At 69.8% G+C, this 18,503-nt stretch carries 20 protein-coding genes; 15 read left to right on the top strand and 5 right to left on the bottom strand.

The window, feature by feature from the left end:
• Positions 1-34 precede the first annotated feature (34 nt).
• Positions 35-2,413, bottom strand: coding sequence for an ATP-dependent helicase HrpB (gene hrpB / locus VA596_RS32530; RefSeq protein ID WP_323332041.1), 2,379 nt, complete (start codon positions 2,411-2,413; stop codon positions 35-37).
• Positions 2,410-3,240: a glutamate ABC transporter substrate-binding protein gene (locus tag VA596_RS32535; protein ID WP_323332042.1), complete on the bottom strand. Its 831-nt coding sequence runs from the start codon at positions 3,238-3,240 to the stop codon at positions 2,410-2,412. The genes hrpB and VA596_RS32535 overlap by 4 nt, the downstream gene beginning before the upstream one ends.
• Before the next feature lie 88 nt (positions 3,241-3,328).
• On the opposite strand from VA596_RS32535, the gene VA596_RS32540 reads away from it, so the two are divergent.
• From VA596_RS32540 to VA596_RS32570, 7 genes are all read left to right on the top strand, one after another.
• Complete coding sequence (locus VA596_RS32540; RefSeq protein WP_323332488.1) at positions 3,329-3,847, top strand: MauE/DoxX family redox-associated membrane protein; 519 nt, start codon at positions 3,329-3,331, stop codon at positions 3,845-3,847.
• Between the two features lie 69 nt (positions 3,848-3,916).
• Positions 3,917-4,663: a DsbA family protein gene (locus VA596_RS32545; RefSeq protein WP_323332043.1), complete on the top strand. Its 747-nt coding sequence runs from the start codon at positions 3,917-3,919 to the stop codon at positions 4,661-4,663.
• A 110-nt stretch (positions 4,664-4,773) separates the two neighbouring features.
• The gene (locus VA596_RS32550) at positions 4,774-5,103 is read left to right on the top strand and encodes a hypothetical protein (protein WP_323332044.1); all 330 of its coding nucleotides are present in this window, start codon (positions 4,774-4,776) and stop codon (positions 5,101-5,103) included.
• On the top strand, positions 5,100-6,227 hold the full coding sequence (locus tag VA596_RS32555) for a C40 family peptidase (RefSeq protein WP_323332045.1): 1,128 nt from the start codon (positions 5,100-5,102) through the stop codon (positions 6,225-6,227). The genes VA596_RS32550 and VA596_RS32555 overlap by 4 nt, the downstream gene beginning before the upstream one ends.
• Before the next feature lie 9 nt (positions 6,228-6,236).
• On the top strand, positions 6,237-6,617 hold the full coding sequence (locus VA596_RS32560; protein WP_323332046.1) for a YbaB/EbfC family nucleoid-associated protein: 381 nt from the start codon (positions 6,237-6,239) through the stop codon (positions 6,615-6,617).
• A gap of 6 nt (positions 6,618-6,623) precedes the next feature.
• On the top strand, positions 6,624-7,127 hold the full coding sequence (locus tag VA596_RS32565; RefSeq protein ID WP_323332047.1) for a YbaB/EbfC family nucleoid-associated protein: 504 nt from the start codon (positions 6,624-6,626) through the stop codon (positions 7,125-7,127).
• A 121-nt stretch (positions 7,128-7,248) separates the two neighbouring features.
• On the top strand, positions 7,249-7,386 hold the full coding sequence (locus VA596_RS32570; protein ID WP_323332048.1) for a hypothetical protein: 138 nt from the start codon (positions 7,249-7,251) through the stop codon (positions 7,384-7,386).
• On the opposite strand, the gene VA596_RS32575 is transcribed toward VA596_RS32570, so the two are convergent.
• Positions 7,365-7,667: a mycothiol transferase gene (locus VA596_RS32575; RefSeq protein WP_323332049.1), complete on the bottom strand. Its 303-nt coding sequence runs from the start codon at positions 7,665-7,667 to the stop codon at positions 7,365-7,367. The genes VA596_RS32570 and VA596_RS32575 overlap by 22 nt on opposite strands.
• 89 nt (positions 7,668-7,756) lie before the next feature.
• Here VA596_RS32575 and VA596_RS32580 point away from each other — a divergent pair, with 89 nt between their 5' ends.
• Both VA596_RS32580 and VA596_RS32585 read left to right on the top strand, forming a co-directional pair.
• Complete coding sequence (locus tag VA596_RS32580; RefSeq protein ID WP_323332050.1) at positions 7,757-9,583, top strand: glycoside hydrolase family 3 protein; 1,827 nt, start codon at positions 7,757-7,759, stop codon at positions 9,581-9,583.
• Between the two features lie 26 nt (positions 9,584-9,609).
• Positions 9,610-10,899 carry an RICIN domain-containing protein gene (locus VA596_RS32585; protein ID WP_323332051.1) on the top strand — a complete coding sequence of 430 codons (1,290 nt, stop codon included), beginning with the start codon at positions 9,610-9,612 and terminating at the stop codon, positions 10,897-10,899.
• Here the strand turns inward: VA596_RS32585 and VA596_RS32590 are convergent.
• Together VA596_RS32590 and VA596_RS32595 are read right to left on the bottom strand one after the other, a co-directional pair.
• A complete protein-coding gene (locus VA596_RS32590; protein ID WP_323332052.1) occupies positions 10,896-11,237 on the bottom strand; it encodes a hypothetical protein in 342 nt (113 codons plus the stop codon). The two genes, VA596_RS32585 and VA596_RS32590, sit on opposite strands and share 4 nt — an antisense overlap.
• Positions 11,234-12,481: a PepSY-associated TM helix domain-containing protein gene (locus VA596_RS32595; RefSeq protein ID WP_323332053.1), complete on the bottom strand. Its 1,248-nt coding sequence runs from the start codon at positions 12,479-12,481 to the stop codon at positions 11,234-11,236. The genes VA596_RS32590 and VA596_RS32595 overlap by 4 nt, the downstream gene beginning before the upstream one ends.
• A 132-nt stretch (positions 12,482-12,613) precedes the next feature.
• Between VA596_RS32595 and VA596_RS32600 the strand changes: the two genes are divergently transcribed.
• From VA596_RS32600 to VA596_RS32625, 6 genes are all read left to right on the top strand, one after another.
• Complete coding sequence (locus VA596_RS32600) at positions 12,614-13,921, top strand: family 1 glycosylhydrolase (RefSeq protein ID WP_323332054.1); 1,308 nt, start codon at positions 12,614-12,616, stop codon at positions 13,919-13,921.
• A 71-nt stretch (positions 13,922-13,992) separates the two neighbouring features.
• Positions 13,993-15,177: a lipid-transfer protein gene (locus VA596_RS32605; protein ID WP_323332055.1), complete on the top strand. Its 1,185-nt coding sequence runs from the start codon at positions 13,993-13,995 to the stop codon at positions 15,175-15,177.
• A 7-nt stretch (positions 15,178-15,184) separates the two neighbouring features.
• Positions 15,185-15,616 carry a type II toxin-antitoxin system Rv0910 family toxin gene (locus VA596_RS32610; protein WP_323332056.1) on the top strand — a complete coding sequence of 144 codons (432 nt, stop codon included), beginning with the start codon at positions 15,185-15,187 and terminating at the stop codon, positions 15,614-15,616.
• A complete protein-coding gene (locus VA596_RS32615; RefSeq protein WP_323332057.1) occupies positions 15,613-16,449 on the top strand; it encodes a MaoC/PaaZ C-terminal domain-containing protein in 837 nt (278 codons plus the stop codon). Before VA596_RS32610 ends, VA596_RS32615 begins: the two co-directional genes overlap by 4 nt.
• Complete coding sequence (locus tag VA596_RS32620) at positions 16,449-17,318, top strand: SDR family oxidoreductase (protein ID WP_323332058.1); 870 nt, start codon at positions 16,449-16,451, stop codon at positions 17,316-17,318. Before VA596_RS32615 ends, VA596_RS32620 begins: the two co-directional genes overlap by 1 nt.
• Before the next feature lie 66 nt (positions 17,319-17,384).
• A complete protein-coding gene (locus VA596_RS32625; RefSeq protein WP_323332059.1) occupies positions 17,385-18,470 on the top strand; it encodes an acyl-CoA dehydrogenase family protein in 1,086 nt (361 codons plus the stop codon).
• Positions 18,471-18,503 lie beyond the last annotated feature (33 nt).

Consider the following 18,503-nt stretch of genomic DNA (forward strand, 5'->3'; position numbering starts at 1 on the left):
TCGGCCGAGCGTCGCGGGCCGACCCCGACTTTCGTCAGGCCCGGCGGCGGGTGTGCCGGGTCGGGACGGCGGTGGCCGGGTCCTCGGGCCACGGGTGCTTCGGGTAGCGGCCGCGCAGGTCGGCGCGGACGGACGGGTAGCCGCCGGTCCAGAACGACGCCAGGTCCGCGGTGATCGCGGCCGGGCGGCCGGCGGGGGAGAGCAGGTGCAGCACGACCGGGACGCCGGACAGCGACGGCGTTTCCGTCCAGCCGAAGGTCTCCTGCAGCTTCACGGCCAGCACGGGCTGGTCACCGCCGTAGTCGACGCGGACGTGCGACCCGGAGGGTACTTCGAGCCGGTCCGGCGCGAGTTCGTCCATTTTGGACGCCGCGGGCCAGGGGAGCAGCGCCTTCAGTGCGGTGCCCGCGTTGAGGTTCGCGAGGTCCGCGCGGCGGCGGATGCCGGAGAGGTCCAGCCAGCTGTCCACATCGGACAGCAGGCTCTTGTCGTCCACGGCGGGCCAGGGCGCGCCGAGGGTGCGGTGGAGGAACGCCATCCGCTCGCGCAGCCGGGTCCCGTCGGCGGTCCATTTGAGGAGGCCGAGGCCTTCGGCTTTCAGGCCCGCCACCAGGGCGTCGTGGACGTTCGGGTTCTTGAGCGGGCGCGAGGAAAGGGTGATGGCGCCGAGCTTCTTGACGTGCCGGGCGACGACATCGCCGTCGGCCCAGGTGATCTCGTCGGTTTCGGAGGTGGGGGCGGCCCGGGTGGCGAGCTGCTCGTCGGCGGCCGCGGCGAGCCGGATGGTGCCGTGCACCCGCCCGGGATCCCGCGTCGCCTCGGCGACGGCCAGCCACTCGGAGTCGAGACCGCTGCCGGGCGGGAGTTCGGCGGCGGTACCCCCGGCCATGAGGTAGACGGGCTCCCCACCGGGACGCCGCCGCGCAAGCCGCTCGGGATGAGCGAGGGCGACGATGAGGGCGGGATCAGGCCGACCCGAACCGGTGACGAGCTTTGCGAGGCGCTGGACTTCGCGGTTCCACCGTCGGGCCGCGTCATCGTTTGCCCCGCGTAGGCGGCGCAGCTCCGCGTCCACGTCCGTCAGCTTGCCGCCCGTGTCCAGTAGCGCTACCACCTCCGCCGCGTTGCGCGCGCCCACCGCCTCCGCGCCGTCCAGCAGCGCGCGGGCCAAGCGCGGGTGCAAGCCCAGGTCGGCCATGCGGCGGCCGCGTGCGGTCACTGTTCCGTCCGAAGACGTCGCGCCCAGCGTCGCCAGCAATGCCCGGCCCGCGGCCAACGCTCCTTCACCCGGTGGGTCCCACCACGCCAGGCCGGTGCCGTCCGGGGTCGACCAGCACGCCAGCTCCAAAGCCAGCCGAGCCAGTTCCGCCGTCCTGATCTCCGGCTCGGGGTACGCCGGCAGCGTGCCCTGCTCGTGCTCCGCCCAGCAGCGGTACACCCGGCCCGGCGCCTCGCGCCCGGCGCGGCCCGCCCGTTGCGCCGCCACTGCCGCCGAGACCCGGACCGTGGCCAGGCCCGGCAGGCCGCGCCGGTGGTCCACGCGGGGCACTCGCGCCAGTCCCGAGTCGACTACCGCGCGCACGCCCGGGACCGTCAGGCTCGACTCGGCCACCGCTGTCGCCAGCACCACCCGGCGCCGGTCGCGCGGCCGTAGCGCGTCGTCCTGCTGTGTCGCCGTAAGCCGGCCGTGCAGGGGTAGGACGTCCACATTGGACAAATGCAGAAAGCCGGAGGTGCGGGCGATCTCGCCTGCCCCGGGCAGGAACGCAAGGACGTCACCGTCCCCTTCGGACAGTGCCGTCCGGACCGCGCGGGCCACCGCGGCCTCGGCGCGCTCGCCGCGGGCGGGTGGCAGGTACGCCGTCGAAACCGGGTACGTCCTCGCGGACGCCTCGATCACCGGCGCGTCGCCCAGCAAGGACGCGAGCCGGCCGGAGGCCACCGTTGCCGACGTCGCCAGGAGCCGGAGGTCCTCGCGCAGCCCGGCGCGGACGTCCAGGAGCAGTGCCAGCAGCAGGTCCGCGTCCAGGTGCCGCTCGTGGCACTCGTCCAGCAGGATCGTCGACACCCCTGGCAGCTCGGGGTCGCCCTGGACCCGCCGCACCAGCAGGCCCGACGTCACGACCTCGACGCGTGTGCGCGACGACACCTTCCGGTCGCCGCGCACGGCGTACCCGACGGTCTCGCCCACCGGCTCGCCCAGGATCGCCGCCATCCGGCCCGCCGCGGCGCGCGCGGCCAGCCGGCGCGGCTCGGCGACGACGACCCGGCCGTCGCCGGACATCAGCGCGAGCGGGACCAGCGTCGTCTTGCCGGTGCCGGGCGGCGCGACGAGCACCGCGGTGCCGTGCGCGTCCAACGCCGAAAGCACGTCGGGCAGCACGGACCGGACCGGCAGGTCGGGCAGTTTCACTTCTCGGTGACCTCAGGAGGCGGGGGCAGCTGGTAACCGGACGGGCCGATGTTCGTGTTGAGCGAGCGCAGCCACTCGCCCGTGGAGATCATCTTGCGGATCGCGTCGTCGACCGCGGTCACCCCCTGGGTGTCGCCCCGGCGCAGGCCGACGCCGTAGTTCTCCTTCGAGAACGGCTTCCCGACGACCTTCAGCAGCTCCGGGTCGCGCGCGACGTACCCGGCCAGGATGACGCCGTCGGTCGTCACGGCGTCGATCTGCCCGGCGAGCAGCGCCGTCACGCAGTCCGGGTACCGCGGGTACTCGACCAGCTCGACGGCCTGCGCGAACTTGTCCTTGACCTGCTGGGCGGGGGTCGAGCCGGTGACCGAGCACAGCTTGCGCGTGTTGAGCGCCTCCGGGCCGGTGATGTCGGCCGACGTGCGCCGGACCAGCAGGTCCTGGCCGGTGGTGAAGTACGGCCCGGCGAACGACACCACCTGCTTGCGCTTGTCGGTGATCGAATAGGTCGCGACGACCAGGTCGACCGCGCCCGAGGTGAGGTCCGTCTCGCGGGTCGACGGCGTCGTCTCGCGCCACGTGATGTCCTTCGGGGCGACGCCGAGCTCACCGGCGACAAACGTCGCCACGTCGACGTCGAAACCGACGAACCTCCCGTCCACGGTGTGCTCGGAAAGGCCGGGGGCGTCGAACCGGATGCCGATGGTCAGGTGATCCGCCGCACTGGCCCTGGCCACCACCGAGTCGGTCGGCGAGACCTTGCCCGGCCCGCACGCGGTGGCCGTGACCAGCAGCAACGCGGCAGCGAAGAGCGTGCGCCAGCGCATCCGGCCGCTCCCTCCACCGCCGTCGAGCCCTCACGAAGTTCTCAGGTCCTCCCGTTAGCCTAAGTGCGTGGTGCGACTGTCCCAACCCGTGCTGGACGCCGTCGGCACGCTCGCCCGGCTCGGGCTGGCTGCCGTCTGGCTCGTTTCGGGTGCCGTGAAGCTGGCGGATCCGGGGCAGACGTTGATCGCCGTCCAGGCGTACGACGTGCTGCCCGCCGGACTCGTGAACGTGGTGGCCGTCGCGCTGCCGCTCGTCGAACTGGTGCTCGGGCTGTTCCTGCTCGCGGGCCTGCTGACCCGCTGGGTCGCCGGCGCCGCGCTGGTGCTGCTGCTCGTGCTCATCGCCGGCATCGCCCAGTCGTGGGCGCGCGGGCTGAGCATCGACTGCGGGTGCTTCGGCGGCGGCGGCCAGGTGGCGGCGGGGCAGACCGCGTACCCGCAGGAAATCCTCCGCGACTCCGGTTTCGCGCTGCTGGCCGTCTGGCTGCTGGCGCGGCCGCGCACCTGGCTGTCGGTCGACGGCTGGCTGGCGCGAGGTCGCGGGAACAGTGGCGGGAACTCTGTCGAGCCCGAGCCCGACTACTCGGGTATCGCGGAAGGGAACTGATACACAGTGGGTGGAGCTGAGCGGACGGCTCGGAAGCGTCGTCAGGCCGCGCAGAGCGGGGGAGCGCGGGTGGTGGCCCAGGCCAGGGGCGCGTCCGGTGACCGGCGGAAGTGGATCATCGGGATCGCCGCCGTGGTCGTCGTGGCCGCGCTCGTGATCGGCGGCGTGATCTGGACGATCTCCGACAAGAACAAGACCGAGGGCCAGGTCATCAACCCGGGCCAGACCACCAGCTCGCTGGCCGCGGACGTCACGCAGAAGCGCGACGGCGTCGTCGTCACCGTCGGCAAGGCCGGCGCGAAATCCACGATCGACGTCTACGCCGACTTCCTCTGCCCGATCTGCGGTGAGTTCGAGAAGACGTACAAGACGCAGATCGAGCAGGCGGTCAACGACGGCAAGCTGGCGGTGCGCTACCACATGGTGCCGCTGCTCAACGACCGTTCGAGCCCGCCCGGGTACTCGCTCGACTCGGCGAACGCGTCGCTCGCCGCGGCCGACGCCGGCAAGTTCCTCCAGTTCCACGACGCGCTGTACGCGAACCAGCCCGAAGAGGGCAAGCGGGGGTACGACAAGGCGCAGCTGATCGACCTGGGCAAGAACGTCGGCATCACCGATCCGACGTTCGCCCAGACGGTCAACGCGGGCACCTACAACGACCAGATCAACGCCGCGTTCCAGCAGATCGAGAACGACCCGAAGCTGGCGCAGGACTTCGGCGGCGGCCAGCGCGGATTCGGCACGCCGACGGTCGTGTCGAACGGCGCGATCGTCAACTGGCAGAACCAGGGCTGGCTCACCGGGGTGCTCGGCTGAGTCCGGGCAATTCGCCCACCCGGGTACGGAACGTGGTTTAGGCTGGTCCCGCAGGGTGGGGAACCGGGGGTGGCGTGAGCACGTCGCATCCCTGGTGACAGGGAGGGCCAGTGGACGGTTCGCATTCGGGGTTTCACGTCGACGACGGCGCGTACTCGCGGTACGCGCGTGAGGTCGACCCGCTCGGGGAAGACGTCAAGGGCGCCGCGGACAAGCACGTCGGCCCGCACGTCGGTGTCGGTTTTTCCGACATGGGCGCGGAGTCCGGCCTGACCGGCGCCTACACCGGCCGGATGCGGGCGCTGCAGGAGAAGCTGCACCGCGTCGGCGGCGGCTGGAGCGCGATGGGTGACGCCGCCCGCCAGACCGACCGCAACTACGCCGGCGTCGAGGCCGAGCACGGCGACGTCGTCCGTCGGCTCGGGACGGACCTCACGTGACCGAGCACGCCGACCTGCTCGTCCGGCACCACCTGGACACCACGAACCAGTTCGCCGACAAGCTGCGCCACGACCCGGCCGCGATCAGCGGCGCGCGCGACGGTCACGTCGCGCTGCAGGCGTCGATGGGCAAGACCCACGACACGGCCTCCGCGCAGCGCGTCAACCTGACCTCGGACACCTCCGGCTCGACGACCGACCGCGCGACGGCGACGTCGAAGAGCCTGGAGCAGGAGGTCCAGGACCTGCTCGACGAGAGCGCCGAGATCGAGAAGGCCGTCGCCGAGGCCGCCGAGACGCTGAACCTGGGCCAGATCAGGAACGACCAGGTCCGCGACCAGATCATCAAGGAGATCTCGGCGTCGATGAAGGCGCTGGCGGCGGTCAAGAGCATCCAGCCGCCGGAGAGCCGCGGGGCCGCGTCCCGCGACATCCTGATGAAGCTGCAGACCAGGATCAGCCAGCTGACCGGCCAGGCCGCGACGTTCAGCGAGCAGACGATCAACCAGCTCACCGACATCGGCACGCGGCTGGGCGGCCCGGAACAGACGACGTCGGCGAGCAGCGCTTCGCCGACGAAGGTGGCGTCGTCCTTCAACAGCAACAGCGGCTACTCCGGGGGCGGGGACTCCGGCGGGGGCGGCGGTGGCGGTGGGGGAGGCGGCGGTGGTGGCGGCGCCGTGCACAAGCCGCGGCTGCCGGTCGCGGTGCCGCCGCAGCCCGGCACCGGCGTCGGCATCAACCTGCCCGGCGGCAAGCAGGTCATGGCGCCGAACGAGACCGCGGCGAAGGCCGTGCGCGCGGCGTTGTCGCAGCTCGGCGTGCCGTATGTCTGGGGCGGCACCGCGCGCGGGCAGGGCCTCGACTGCAGCGGGCTGACCATGACGTCGTACCAGGACGCCGGCCTGCAGCTGCCGCGCACGGCGAAGATGCAGACGGTGGGGGCCGAGGTGCCCTCGATCGACCAGCTGCTGCCGGGCGACCTGGTCGTCTGGTCCGGGCACGTCGCCATGGTGATCGGTGACGGCCAGATGATCGAGGCCGGCGACCCGGTCCAGATCAGCAAGATCCGCACCACGAACGCGGGGCAGTCGTTCATCGGGTTCTACCGGCCGACGGGGTAACTTCGCATCGTGGCTGAATTCGACATGGACCTGGCCGCCACCCGGATCGCCGAGCAGGCGGACCGGGCGGGCGCCGAGGCGTCCGCGCGTCTCGAGCGTTCGGGTCCGGTGGTGGGCAAGGCATCCTCGGGCGACGGCGCCATCGAGGTCCAGGTCGCGCCGGGCGGGCTGCTCACCGGCCTGACGATCCACCGGTCCGCGCTGCGGCACGGGTCGTCGGTCGTCGCCGACCAGATCCTCGAGCTGGCCCAGCGCGCGACCCGCCGCGCGGGCGACAAGATGTACCACGCGCTGGCCCCGGTCGTGGACGCGTCGCAGCTGGAAGTCCTGGGCTACGAGCCGATCCCGGACGACGACCCGGACGCCGAGTCCGTCTCCTACGGAAGGTGAACGGCGATGCCCACGACGCGTGAGCTGATTTCCCAGGCCCGGGCCCGCGAAGAGGCGATGGCTCGCGTGGACGAGCTGCTGGCGTCCGCGTCCGGCACGGCCCACGACCTCGACGGCCAGGTGGAGGCCACGGTCGACGCCCGCGGCAAGCTGCTGCGGCTGTGGCTCGCGCCGTCGGCGGTCAACCTGGGTGAGCGCCTGGGCCCGCTCGTGGTGGAGATCGCCCAGGCGGCCATGCGCGAGGCGACGCAGGACGGCTACAACAAGGTCGCGCTGCTGCTCGGCGAGGACATGACGTCCATGATCGAGCAGATGACGGGGATGCCCGCCCCGGCCCGCGCGGAGGACGACGACCCGGGCATGACGGTCGAGGAGTTCCAGCGGCTGCGGGAAGAACGGCTCGGTTCCGCGCCTGTGCCTGCGCCTGCGTCTGCTCCTGGTTCGAGTGCCGAGGACGAAGACGAGTACTGGGACACGTTCGACCCGGCTTCCCTGCGGTCGGACCGCTGACCGGAACTGAGCAGCCCCCGTTTTCCAGGCTACCGGCGGCCACCGACAGTTCCGGAGTGCTCGGCGTTGGGTTCAGGGAGCCAGCTGGGCCGTCGAGTTCGCGCCGTCCAGGGATTCGCGGATGATGTCCGCGATCCGGCGTGCGGACCAGAACTGCGGCTCCGGCGGGGACCACGGTGTCATCGGCAGCTGCACCTCGACGTCCAATGAGGGCAACGCGGAGACGTACGCGTCCGTCTACGCCGCGGCGGCCGAGTAGGCCGAAAGCCAGCCGGAAAGCGTTCCACTCATCGCGTACTGTGCTGTGTCCAGCATGCCCTCGGGCAGCGAACCGTCGGCGGATCGCAGGACCTGCAGCCACATCCGTTCGCCCGTCGCGAGGTGGCGGATCAAGCCGCCGAGGGTCAGCTCGCTGGACGTCGTGCGCTTCGCCGCGTCCTCGTCAGTGAGGCCGTTGACCGGGATCAGCAGTCGGCGGCGGACTTCCGCCAGGAGGCCGAGGAGGTCGTGACCGGAAAGCGCAATCCCGCTCAGTGGCAACCGAGTTCGCTCAGAGGTCTGGACCAACGTCGAAAGCCTGTGCCTTAATTCAAGGCGTGAATTTCGGTCTCTCGACGAGGAGGACCCGGATGGGTCTCGGACGCAGACTGGGTATCGGCGCACTGGCCCTCGGGCTCCTGGTGACGTCGGAAACCCCGGCCCTCGCCGGGAACGGCCCGGCCTACAAGGACTCCTGGCGGCCCGTCAAGGTCCGGGTGGCCGATCTGCTCGGCCGGATGTCGCTCGACGACAAGCTCGGCCAGATGATGCAGGCCGAACGCCTCGGCGTGAAGTCGCCGGCCGACGTCACCACCGGGCGCCTCGGCTCGCTGCTCTCCGGCGGCAGCTCGCAGCCGACGCCGAACACGCCCGTCACCTGGGCCGACATGTACGACGGCTTCCAGAAGGCCGCCCTCGCCACGCCGCTCGGCATCCCGCTGATCTACGGCGTCGACGCCGTCCACGGCCACAACGGCGTCTACGGCGCCACCGTCTTCCCGCACAACATCGGCCTCGGCGCGTCGCGCGACCCGAAGCTGGTGCAGAAGATCGGCCGCGCCACCGCGGAGGAGGTCTCCGGCACCGGCATCGACTGGGACTTCGCGCCCTGCCTGTGCGTCGCCCGCAACGACCGCTGGGGCCGCACCTACGAGTCCTTCGGCGAGGTCCCGCAGCTGGCCACGCAGATGTCGTCGATCATCACCGGCCTGCAGGGAAAGAGTCTCGGCCAGCCCGGTTCGATCATGGCCACGGCCAAGCACTACGTCGGTGACGGCGGCACGACCGGCGGCGTCAACGAGGGCAACACCGAGATCAGCGAGCAGGAGTTGCGCGCGATCCACCTGCCGCCGTTCAAGGCCGCCGTCGACCGCGGGGTCGGCTCGGTGATGATCTCCTACAGCAGCTGGAACGGCGTCAAGATGCACGCCGGCTCGTACCTGATCAACGACGTCCTCAAGAAGGAGCTGGGCTTCAAGGGGATCGTCGTCTCGGACTACAACGGCGTCGACAAGATCGACGGGAAGACCGGCTTCACGCCGGAAGAGGTCGAGGCCTCGATCAACGCCGGCATCGACATGGTGATGGTGCCGTATGACTGGCAGAAGTTCATCGACACGCTCCGCACGCTCGTGCAGCAGGGGCGCGTGCCGCTGTCGCGCATCGACGACGCGAACCGCCGCATCCTCACCAAGAAGTTCGAGCTCGGCCTGTTCGAACACCCGCTGACCGACCGGCGGTACCTGAAGACCATCGGCAGCAAGGAGCACCGCGACCTGGCGCGCCAGGCCGTCCGGGAATCCCAGGTGCTGCTGAAGAACGACCACCACGTGCTGCCGCTTTCGAAGCACGAGAAGATCTTCGTGGCGGGCAAGAACGCGGACGACATGGGCAACCAGTCCGGCGGCTGGACGGTCGGCTGGCAGGGCACCAGCGGCCCGGTCATCCCCGGCACCACGATCCTGCAGGGCATCAAGAGCAGCTCGTCGAAGGTGACCTACGCCAAGGACGGCACGGGGATCGACAAGAGCTACGACGTCGCCGTCGCCGTCGTGGGGGAAACGCCTTACGCCGAAACGAAGGGCGACCGTCCACAAGGGATGGGCCTGGACGCGGCGGACCTCGCGACGCTGCAGAAGCTGAAGGACTCCGGCGTGCCGACGGTCGTCGTCCTGGTGTCCGGGCGGCCGCTCGACATCGCGGCGCAGGTGGGGGACTGGGCCGGGCTCGTCGAGTCGTGGCTGCCGGGCAGTGAGGGCAAGGGTGTCTCCGACGTCCTCTTCGGCGACTACGACCCGACCGGGAAGCTGCCGGTGACCTGGATGCGCAGCGCCGACCAGCAGCCGATCAACGTCGGCGACGGCCAGCCCGCGCTGTTCCCCTTCGGCTACGGCCTCCACTACCCACGTCATCGGTGACCCGCCCCCACCCGGAAGGAACACGTATGCCGTCCAGAACCCGCCGCCCGTTGATCCGGATATTGGCGTTCTTCGCCGCGCTGCTGGGGCTCAGCCTCGGCAGCCCGGCGGCCCCCATCGCGCACGCCGCGACGCCGTTCAAGGTGCTCGCCTTCTACAGCGGCACGTACGACGCCGCGCACATCAGCTTCGAAAAGGAGGCCAACGTCTGGTTCCCGCAGCAGGCGGCGGCCAACGGCTTCACCTACACCTCGACGACCAACTGGAACCAGCTGACGACCATCACGCCCGACCAGTACCAGGTCGTGATGTTCCTCGACGACCAGCCGCAGTCGCAGGCGCAGTTCCAGGGCTTCCAGCGGTACATGCAGGCCGGCGGCGGGTTCTACGGCTTCCACGTCACGGCCTACAACGACAGCAGCACGCCGTCGTACGCCAACTGGTTCCACAACGACTTCCTCGGCACCGGCCGGTTCACCTCGAACTCGTGGGGCCCGACGCCGGAGACGCTGAAGATCGAGAACCGCACCCACCCGTCGACGGTGAACCTGCCGGCGACGATCAAGTCCTCGACGTCCGAGTGGTACGCCTGGCAGAACGACCTGCGCCAGAACAGCAACATCACCATCCTGGCGTCGATGGACCAGTCCACGTTCCCGATCGGCACCGACCCGAACCAAACCTGGTACAGCGGGTACTACCCGATCTCGTGGACCAACAAGAACTACAAGATGATCTACTCGAACTTCGGCCACAACGCGATGAACTACGACACGAACACCGCGCTGTCGTCGACGTTCGAGAGCGCCGACCAGAACCGCTTCCTGCTCGACGGGCTCAAGTGGCTCGGTGGCGGCGGCACGACCACCCCGCCGCCGGACGGCTCGATCGACCCGTCGGCCTGGTACGCCGTGTCGAACAAGGCGAACGGCAAGTGCGTCGACGCGCGGGCCGCGGCCAGCGCGAACGGCACCGTGATCCAGCAGTACGCCTGCAACGGCACCACGGCGCAGCAGTTCCAGTTCGCCCCGACCAGCGGCGGGTACGACCGGATCAACAACCGGAACAACCCGGCGCAGGTCATCGACGTCGCGAACGTGGCGACGACCGACAACGCCGGCCTGCAGCTGTGGGCCTACAGCGGCGGCAACAACCAGCAGTGGCAGCCGGTGTCGGAAGGCAGCGGGTACTACCACCTGGTCGTCCGTCACACGGGCAAGTGCCTGACCGTGCCGGGATCGTCCACAGCGGACAGTGTCCAGCTGGTCCAGTCGACGTGCAACGGCAGCGCCGCCCAGTCGTTCAAGGTCGGCTAGCGCGCCGTCGTCCTGATCCGCACGACCAGGACGGCGAGCGTCAGGAGCAGCAGCGCGAAGAGGGCGCCCGCGGAACGCGTGTTTTCGCGGGCGCCCCACGCCGTCCCGGCCGGTAGCACGACCAGCGACGTCGCCAGGTACGCCAGGTGTGTTCCGGGTTCCGCCGGGTGGTCGCCGACCGCGCTCACGATCGCCTGCGCCAGCAGCGCGCATTCGATCAGGACGGCCAGCGGGCGCCAGCGCGGCCAGCGGTAGCGGCCGAGCGCCGCGGTGACCAGAGCGGTGAGGCCGGACAGCAGGCAGACGACCGTCGTCGCGAAGGCCAGTGGCTCGATCACGTCCGGCGCGCTTTGCGGCGACGGCGTTTCGTGCCCAGGCGGAAGAGCCACGTCGAGATGCCGGTGAGCATCAGCGCGAGCGGGGCCAGGCCGAGGACGACCCAGACGAGCCGCCACCAGCCGTCGACGAGCCAGCCGAAGTGCGCGGCCTCGAAGACCTTGCTGTAGAAGCGGTTCGCCGCCGGCTCCGACGCCGCGTCCACAGAGGACACATGGGTGACGTCGTGGCTGTCGACGTACACCGTGCGGTCGCCGCCGAAGAACGCGCGGGCGCCGTACGGCTGGTAGCCGTCGTCGGCGATCGACACCGAGTAGTAGTCCGTGCCTTCGGCGGGCGGGACGAGGTAGCGGACCGTGCCGGGGGACGCGGCCAGCGCGGCCGACGACGCCTGGTCGATGCCGATCACCGGCGTGCCGGGCGCGGCCGGGTTCGCCGTGAAGCTGTACTTCGCCTCGTCCGGAGTGGAACCGCCGGTGATCGCCAGCCACGCGCTTTCCACCGGTGGCAGGTAGAACGCGGCGCCGGTGACGCCCCACATCAGCACGAACGGCACCGACACGAGGCCGATCACGTTGTGCAGGTCGTAGTCGCGGGCGAACCGGCCTTTGCCGAGCCGGACGCGGAAGCCGTGCGAGAACTTCTTGAACCCGGGCCACCAGACGACGATCCCGGTGATCGCCAGCAGGATCATCAGCAGCCCCAGGACGACCAGGATCAGCTCACCCCAGTTCATCTCCGGGACCGGTGTCGGCGCGGCCAGCCACGACACGTACCCCGGGTCGTCCTGGCAGGTGAACGCGCAGTCGTGCAGGTTCGTCAGCCAGCCCATGACGCCGTCGGTGAGCTTCTGCGGCCCGGTGACGTGCCCGCTGCCGGGGTCGACGGCGTAGGCGGTGGTGTAGCCGGAGTCGCCGACGGCGATGATCCCGCCGTCGTTGCTCACCCAGGCCGCGGAGAACTCCGGGTGCGCCTGCTCGACGAGGTCGCGCGCCTGCTGCAGGCCGAGCGGGTGCGCGCTCTCGGTGTGCGCGTAGAAGTCGGCGTGCGTGGCCCGGAAGTACTCGGCGCGGTAGAGCAGGATGACGCCGGCCGTGGTCTCGAGGACCAGGAGCAGGCCGAGCACCAGCGACGTCCACCGGTGCGTGACGACCAGCGCGCGCCGCACGGGCTTGCGCCGGTACCAGCGCCGCACCGCGCGCTTGGGCGGATCGCTCCTGGTCAGGGCAGGTGCTTCGGCAGTCATGACGTCCCCCGGGCTTCGTGAAGATCGAAGTGAGGTTAGCCTTGCTTAACCTTGATTGTCTTCCGTCCTTCGGTGGATGTGCGGCGAGTCACCGCGGCACTAACATGAAGTTCCTTCATGAATGGGGGAGCGATGCGGCGCAGCTCAGTCCTCGTGGTCCTGACGGTGCTCGCGGGGCTCCTCGCGGGGGTGTCCCCGGCGGTGGCCGTCACCCAGCCGTTCTTCTGGGGTGTCGCGACCTCGGGTTACCAAGCGGAGGGTTCCGCGCCCGACAGCAATTGGCGCCGCTACGAGCAGGCGAAGACGTCGTCGATCAAGGAGCCCTACCGCGAGTCCGTCGACTTTCGGCACAACTACGTCGCCGACATCGACCGCGCGAAGCAGCTCGGCGTGAACGTGTTCCGCTTCAGCGTCGAGTGGGCCCGGATCGAACCGCGGCCCGGCCAGGTCGACGAGACCGAGCTGGCGTACTACGACGACGTCGTCCGGCACGTCCTCGACGCCGGCATGCGGCCGATGATCACCCTCGACCACTGGGTCTACCCCGGCTGGGTCGCCGACCAGGGCGGCTGGGACAGCGATCGCACGGTCGACGCCTGGCTGGCCAACGCCCGCCGCGTCGTCGACCGCTACAAGGGCCTCGGCGCGCTGTGGATCACGATCAACGAACCGACCGTCTACCTGCAGAACGAGACGGCCAACGGCGGGCTCGCCGGGTGGAAGCTGCCGTGGGCGCAGGCCCGGCTGGTGCGCGTCCACCGTGCCGCGTACGACCTCATCCACCAGCTGGACCCGGGCGCGCTCGTCTCCAGCAACACCGCCTACGTCCCGGCGGTGCAGGGGGTGCTGGACGCGTCGTTCCTCGACCAGGTGCGCGACAAACTCGACTTCGCCGGCCTCGACTACTACTACGGCGCGAGCCTCGACAACCTCAGTGCGATCCACGCGGCGAGCGGCGAGTTCTGGAAGGTGACACCGCAGCCGGACGGGATCTACTACGCCCTGCGGTACTACGCGCGGAAGTTCCCGGGGCTGCCGCTGTACGTCGTCGAGAACGGCATGCCGACCGACAACGGCAACGCGCGCCCGGACGGCTACACGCGCTCGGACCACCTGCGCGACCACGTCTACTGGGTGCAGCGCGCGAAGGCCGACGGCATGAACGTGATCGGCTACAACTACTGGAGCCTCACCGACAACTACGAGTGGGGCAGCTACCAGCCCCGCTTCGGTCTGTACACAGTGGACGCTGCGACCGATCCGTCGCTGACCCGGCGGCCGACGGACGCGGTCACGGCGTACCGGCAGCTGATCGACGGGCACGGGGTCCCGGCGGGCTACACGCCGGTGCGGCCGCCGGGCTTCTGCTCGGTCGTCGACGGCCTCGGCAGCTGCCTCGACCCGGCACGCTACCCGGGTCCGCTGGCCCCACTGGGCTGAATTTCCTGCCGCCGACCTGCGGGTTCGCGTCTCGCTCTTGATAAATACATGCCGGTCTGTATGTTTGTTGCATGGCGAACAAGGTGTACGTCGTCGGCGTCGGGATGACGAAGTTCGAGAAGCCGGGCCGGCGTGAGAACTGGGACTACCCGCAGATGGCGAAGGAGTCCGGGACCAACGCGCTGGCGGACGCCGGGCTCGGGTACGACGCCGTCGAGCAGGCGTACGTCGGGTACGTCTACGGCGAGTCGACGTCCGGGCAGCGGGCCGTCTACGAGCTGGGCATGACCGGGATCCCGGTCGTGAACGTCAACAACAACTGCTCCACCGGCTCGACCGCGCTGTACCTGGCCGCGGAGGCGATCCGCGGCGCCCGCGCGGACTGCGTGCTGGCGCTGGGCTTCGAGAAGATGAAACCCGGCTCGCTCGGGTCGACGTTCGACGACCGCGAGCAGCCCATGGGCAACCACATGCAGGCGCTCGCCGAGATCTCCGAGGTGCTGTTCCCGCCCGCGCCGTGGATGTTCGGCGCCGCCGGCCGCGAGCACATGAAGGCGTACGGCACGACCGCCGAGCACTTCGCCAAGATCGGCGAGAAGAACCACCGGCACTCGGTGAACAACCCGTACGCGCAGTTCCAGGACGTCTACTCCCTCGACGACATCCTCGCGTCCCGGATGATCTACGACCCGCTGACCAAGCTGCAGTGCTCGCCGACGTCGGACGGTTCGGGCGCGGCCATCCTGGCCAGCGAGGCCTTCGTCGAGACGAACGGGCTGGCCGAGCGGGCGATCGAGATCGTCGGGCAGGCCATGACCACCGACTTCCGCAGCACCTTCGACGGCAGCGCCAAGAACATCGTCGGCTACGACATGACTCGCCAGGCCGCGGTCAAGGTGTACGACCAGGCCGGGCTCGGGCCGGACGACTTCCAGGTGATCGAGCTGCACGACTGCTTCTCCGCCAACGAACTCCTGACGTACGAAGCGCTCGGACTCTGCGACGAGGGTGAAGGTGGAACGCTCGTTGACAACAACGACACCACCTACGGCGGCCGGTGGGTCGTCAACCCGTCCGGCGGGCTGATCTCCAAGGGTCACCCGCTCGGCGCGACCGGGCTCGCCCAGTGCGCCGAACTGACCTGGCAGCTGCGCGGCGACGCGGACCAGCGGCAGGTCCCGGACGTACGGGCCGCGCTGCAGCACAACATCGGACTCGGTGGCGCCGCCGTCGTCACCGCCTACCAGCGAGCTTAGGAGAACCATGGGCCAGATCAGCGCGTCCGTCGAGCTGCCGGCCACGCCGGACAAGGTGTGGGCGGAGTTCTCGAACCCGAACAACTTCGAGAAGTGGCTGACCATCCACACCAAGTGGAAGGGTGACGTCCCGGCCGAGTTCGCGCAGGGCGCCCAGGTCTCCGAGGTCGTCACGATGCTCGGCATGGCGAACACGATCACCTGGACCGTCGACTCCTTCGAGGCGCCGCACCGGCTGGTCATCTCCGGCACCGGGATGGCCGGGGTGAAGATCAAGTTCTCGCTGTCGGTCGCGGCGGCCGGTTCGGGCTCGGCGGCTTCGATCGAGGCCGAGTTCACCGGGCAGATGATCGTCGGGGCGCTCGGCAAGGCCGTCGAGAAGGACGGCAAGAAGAACCTCGACGAGTCCCTCGACAAGTTCAAGGCCCTGGTCGCATGAAGTTCGACGCCACCGGGCTGGACAAGTGGACCGAGCCGGTGTCCTTCGACGTCACGCGCGAGCGGCTCGCCGAGTACGCGGCGGCGACCAACGATCCGATCCCCGCCCACCGCGCGGGTGACGTCGCGAGTCCCGTGTTCGCGATCGTGCCGGTGTTCCAGTCACTGCTGGAACCGGCGCTCGAAGTCGTGCCGACGTCGTTGTTCGGCAAGGTGCTGCACGGCGAGCAGGACTTCCGGTTCCACCGCCCGATCCGGCCCGGCGACGCGCTCGTGTCGCGCGCCAAGATGACCGGGTTCGAGGGCCTGCCGAAGGGCACGCGCGCGACCGTCTACCTGGAATGCACTTCGGGTGGCGAACTGGTCAACGAGCAGTACGTGACGTTCTTCGTCCGCGGCTTCGACACCGGTTCGAAGGAGGGTTCGCTCGGGCCTTCGCACCGGTTCGACGAGTCCTTGCGTTCCTCGGCCCCGGTGGCGAAGGTCAGCCAGCACGTCGACGACGACCAGACGTTCCGCTACGGCCCGGCCGCCGGCGACCCGATGCCGATCCACCTCGACGACGAGGTCGCCCGGGCCGCGGGGTTGCCGGGGATCATCGCGCACGGGCTGTGCACGATGGCGTTCACGTCGTGGGCTCTGCTGACCGAGGTCGCCGGGTCCGATGTGGACCGGCTGCGGCGGCTGGCTGTGCGGTTCGCGTCGCCGGTGCTGCCGGGCCAGGACGTCTCGACGTCGATCTGGGACGCGGGCTCCGGCGTTTTCGCCTTCGAAACCACTGTGGGAGACAAGGTCGTCGTCAAGGACGGCCTCGCCGAGATCGGAGACAGCTGATGGGTGCACTCGACGGGCGCGTCGCGCTCATCACCGGCGCCGGGCGCGGGATCGGGCGGGAGCACGCGCTGCTGTTCGCCCGCGAGGGCGCGCGGGTGGTCGTCAACGACCTCGGCGGTGACAACGACGGCAGCGGCTCGTCCTCCGGGCCGGCGTCCGACGTCGTCGCGGAGATCCGCGCGCTGGGTGGGGAGGCGGTGGCCAACACGTCGAGCGTGACGTCGTGGGCGGGCGCGTCGGAGCTGGTCGACCAGGCGGTCGCGGAGTTCGGGCGGCTGGACGTCGTGGTCAACAACGCGGGCATCCTGCGCGACGCGTTCGTCGCCGGGATCACCGAGCAGCAGTGGGACGACGTCATCGCGGTGCACCTGAAGGGGCACGCGGCGGTGCTGCACCACGCGGCGGCTTATTGGAAATCGGCTTCGAAGGCGGGTTCTGAGGTCGCGGCGTCGGTGGTCAACACGGCGTCGGCGTCCGGCGTGACGCTGCCGAACGCGGGCCAGGTCAACTACGGCGCGGCGAAGGCGGGCATCGCGGCGATGACGCTGGTCGCGGCGGCCGAACTGGAGCGCTACGGCGTGCGCGTCAACGCCATCGCGCCGATCGCCCGGACGCGGCTGACGCTGGCGACCCCGGGCATGGGCGCGATCTTCGCGGCACCGGTGGCCGACGGGGAGTTCGACGCGTTCTCACCGGCCAACATCTCGCCGTTGGTGGCTTATCTGGCGTCCGAGAAGTGCACTCTGACGGGCAAGGTGTTCGCGGTCCAGGGTGGTGCGATCTCGGAGCTGGCCGGCTGGCACGACGTCAAGGTCATCGAAACCGAAGGCCCGTGGGCGATCGACGACATCGCGGCGAGGCTGCCGTGATCGAGTGGTCCGAGACGGACCTGCTGGTCCGCGACTCGCACGACCTTCGGTGCTGATCCCGGCCCGTTGGCCAACGGCGGCTGGTCCGGACGGCCCCCACCCTCCCAGGGGGGCGTCCCACGTCCAGTCTATCGGTCGCACCCGACGAATCCGGCGGTCCGAGGCTCTGGTCGCGACGTTGTCCACATTCGAGAAAGGCTGTGGACAACTCTGCCCGGAGCGCCGGAAGAGCTGGCTGGGGTGAGCCTGGGCATCGTGGCTTCTCTCGGCGTTTCGCTGGGCCTGACCGCGGCGACGATCCTGTCGAAGGGTTCTCAGGAGCAGAAGGAACGCTGGCTGCCGGGCTTGGCGACGTTCGAGAAGGTCGGTGCCTGGGCGATCACGGAACCGGATTCGGGGTCGGACGCGTTCGGCGGCATGCAGACCACGGTCCGTCGTTCCGGTGACGAATATGTGCTGAACGGCCAGAAGACGTTCATCACGAACGGGCCTTTCGCGGATGTCGCGGTGGTCTACGCGAAGCTGGATGACGGGTCGCCGCCGCGGGACCGTCCGGTGCTCGCCTTTGTGCTGGATCGCGGGATGCCGGGGTTCGTGCAGGGCAAGGCGTTCAAGAAGATGGGCATGATGTCGTCCCCGACGGGCGAGCTGTTCTTCTCCGACGTCCGGCTGGGTGCGGACCGCCTGTTGTCCTCGTCGGGTTCGTCGGACGCGCGGGAGAGTTTCGCGGCGGAGCGGGTGGGCGTGGCGGCGTTGTCGCTGGGGATCATCAACGAATGCCAGCGGCTGTGCATCTCGTACGCCAAGTCGCGGACGCTGTGGGGCCAGGAGATCGGGCGGTTCCAGCTGATCCAGCTGAAGCTGGCGAAGATGGAGGTGGCCCGGATCAACGTCCAGAACATGGTGTTCCAGACGGTGGCCAAGCTACGGGCGGGGATGCGTCCTTCGCTGGCCGAGGCGTCGGCGATGAAGCTGTACTCGTCGGAGGCCGCGACCGAGGTGGCGATGGAAGCGGTGCAGCTGTTCGGCGGCAACGGGTACATGGCGGAGTACCGGGTGGAACAGCTGGCCCGGGACGCCAAGTCGCTGATGATCTACGCCGGAAGCAACGAGATCCAGGTGACCCACATCGCCAAAGCCCTGCTGGCCTGACCGGGTCGTGAGTGAGAAACAGTGTTAGAACAC

It is taken from the genome of Amycolatopsis heterodermiae (assembly GCF_034929455.1).
GTDB classification, from domain to species: domain Bacteria; phylum Actinomycetota; class Actinomycetes; order Mycobacteriales; family Pseudonocardiaceae; genus Amycolatopsis; species Amycolatopsis heterodermiae.

What these genes read in the sequence shown, in the direction of transcription:
- VA596_RS32535 (WP_323332042.1), bottom strand. Translation starts at nt 3,240, where the DNA reads ATGCGCTGGCGCACGCTCTTCGCTGCCGCGTTGCTGCTGGTCACGGCC.
- VA596_RS32565 (WP_323332047.1), top strand. Translation starts at nt 6,624, where the DNA reads ATGCCCACGACGCGTGAGCTGATTTCCCAGGCCCGGGCCCGCGAAGAG.
- VA596_RS32570 (WP_323332048.1), top strand. Translation starts at nt 7,249, where the DNA reads ATGATGTCCGCGATCCGGCGTGCGGACCAGAACTGCGGCTCCGGCGGG.
- VA596_RS32580 (WP_323332050.1), top strand. Translation starts at nt 7,757, where the DNA reads ATGGGTCTCGGACGCAGACTGGGTATCGGCGCACTGGCCCTCGGGCTC.
- VA596_RS32585 (WP_323332051.1), top strand. Translation starts at nt 9,610, where the DNA reads ATGCCGTCCAGAACCCGCCGCCCGTTGATCCGGATATTGGCGTTCTTC.
- VA596_RS32595 (WP_323332053.1), bottom strand. Translation starts at nt 12,481, where the DNA reads ATGACTGCCGAAGCACCTGCCCTGACCAGGAGCGATCCGCCCAAGCGC.
- VA596_RS32600 (WP_323332054.1), top strand. Translation starts at nt 12,614, where the DNA reads ATGCGGCGCAGCTCAGTCCTCGTGGTCCTGACGGTGCTCGCGGGGCTC.
- VA596_RS32605 (WP_323332055.1), top strand. Translation starts at nt 13,993, where the DNA reads ATGGCGAACAAGGTGTACGTCGTCGGCGTCGGGATGACGAAGTTCGAG.
- VA596_RS32610 (WP_323332056.1), top strand. Translation starts at nt 15,185, where the DNA reads ATGGGCCAGATCAGCGCGTCCGTCGAGCTGCCGGCCACGCCGGACAAG.
- VA596_RS32615 (WP_323332057.1), top strand. Translation starts at nt 15,613, where the DNA reads ATGAAGTTCGACGCCACCGGGCTGGACAAGTGGACCGAGCCGGTGTCC.
- VA596_RS32620 (WP_323332058.1), top strand. Translation starts at nt 16,449, where the DNA reads ATGGGTGCACTCGACGGGCGCGTCGCGCTCATCACCGGCGCCGGGCGC.